This window comes from Streptomyces albidoflavus, assembly GCF_000719955.1.
Taxonomy (GTDB): domain Bacteria; phylum Actinomycetota; class Actinomycetes; order Streptomycetales; family Streptomycetaceae; genus Streptomyces; species Streptomyces albidoflavus.
Window position 1 is genome coordinate 1 of record NZ_JOII01000115.1, and the last position, 202, is coordinate 202.

Genomic DNA, 202 nt, shown 5'->3' on the forward strand with positions numbered 1-202 from the left:
CACCGAACGCGAAACCCTCGCCCACCAGCCGACAACCGCACCCAGCACCACGGTCACCCCGGACGACCTCGCCTACGTCATCTACACCTCAGGCTCCACGGGGCGCCCCAAGGGCGTCGCCATCGAACACCACACCGTCCTCCACCTCCTCGCCAACTCCCAGCCCCTCTACGGCTTCGGCCCCCAGGACGTGTGGACCGTC

The 202-nt window shown here is 68.8% G+C and carries 1 protein-coding gene; it reads left to right on the forward strand.

The window, feature by feature from the left end:
- On the forward strand, window positions 1-202 hold a 202-nt coding region (locus tag IF45_RS31880; RefSeq protein ID WP_037638988.1), incomplete at both ends, for an AMP-binding protein.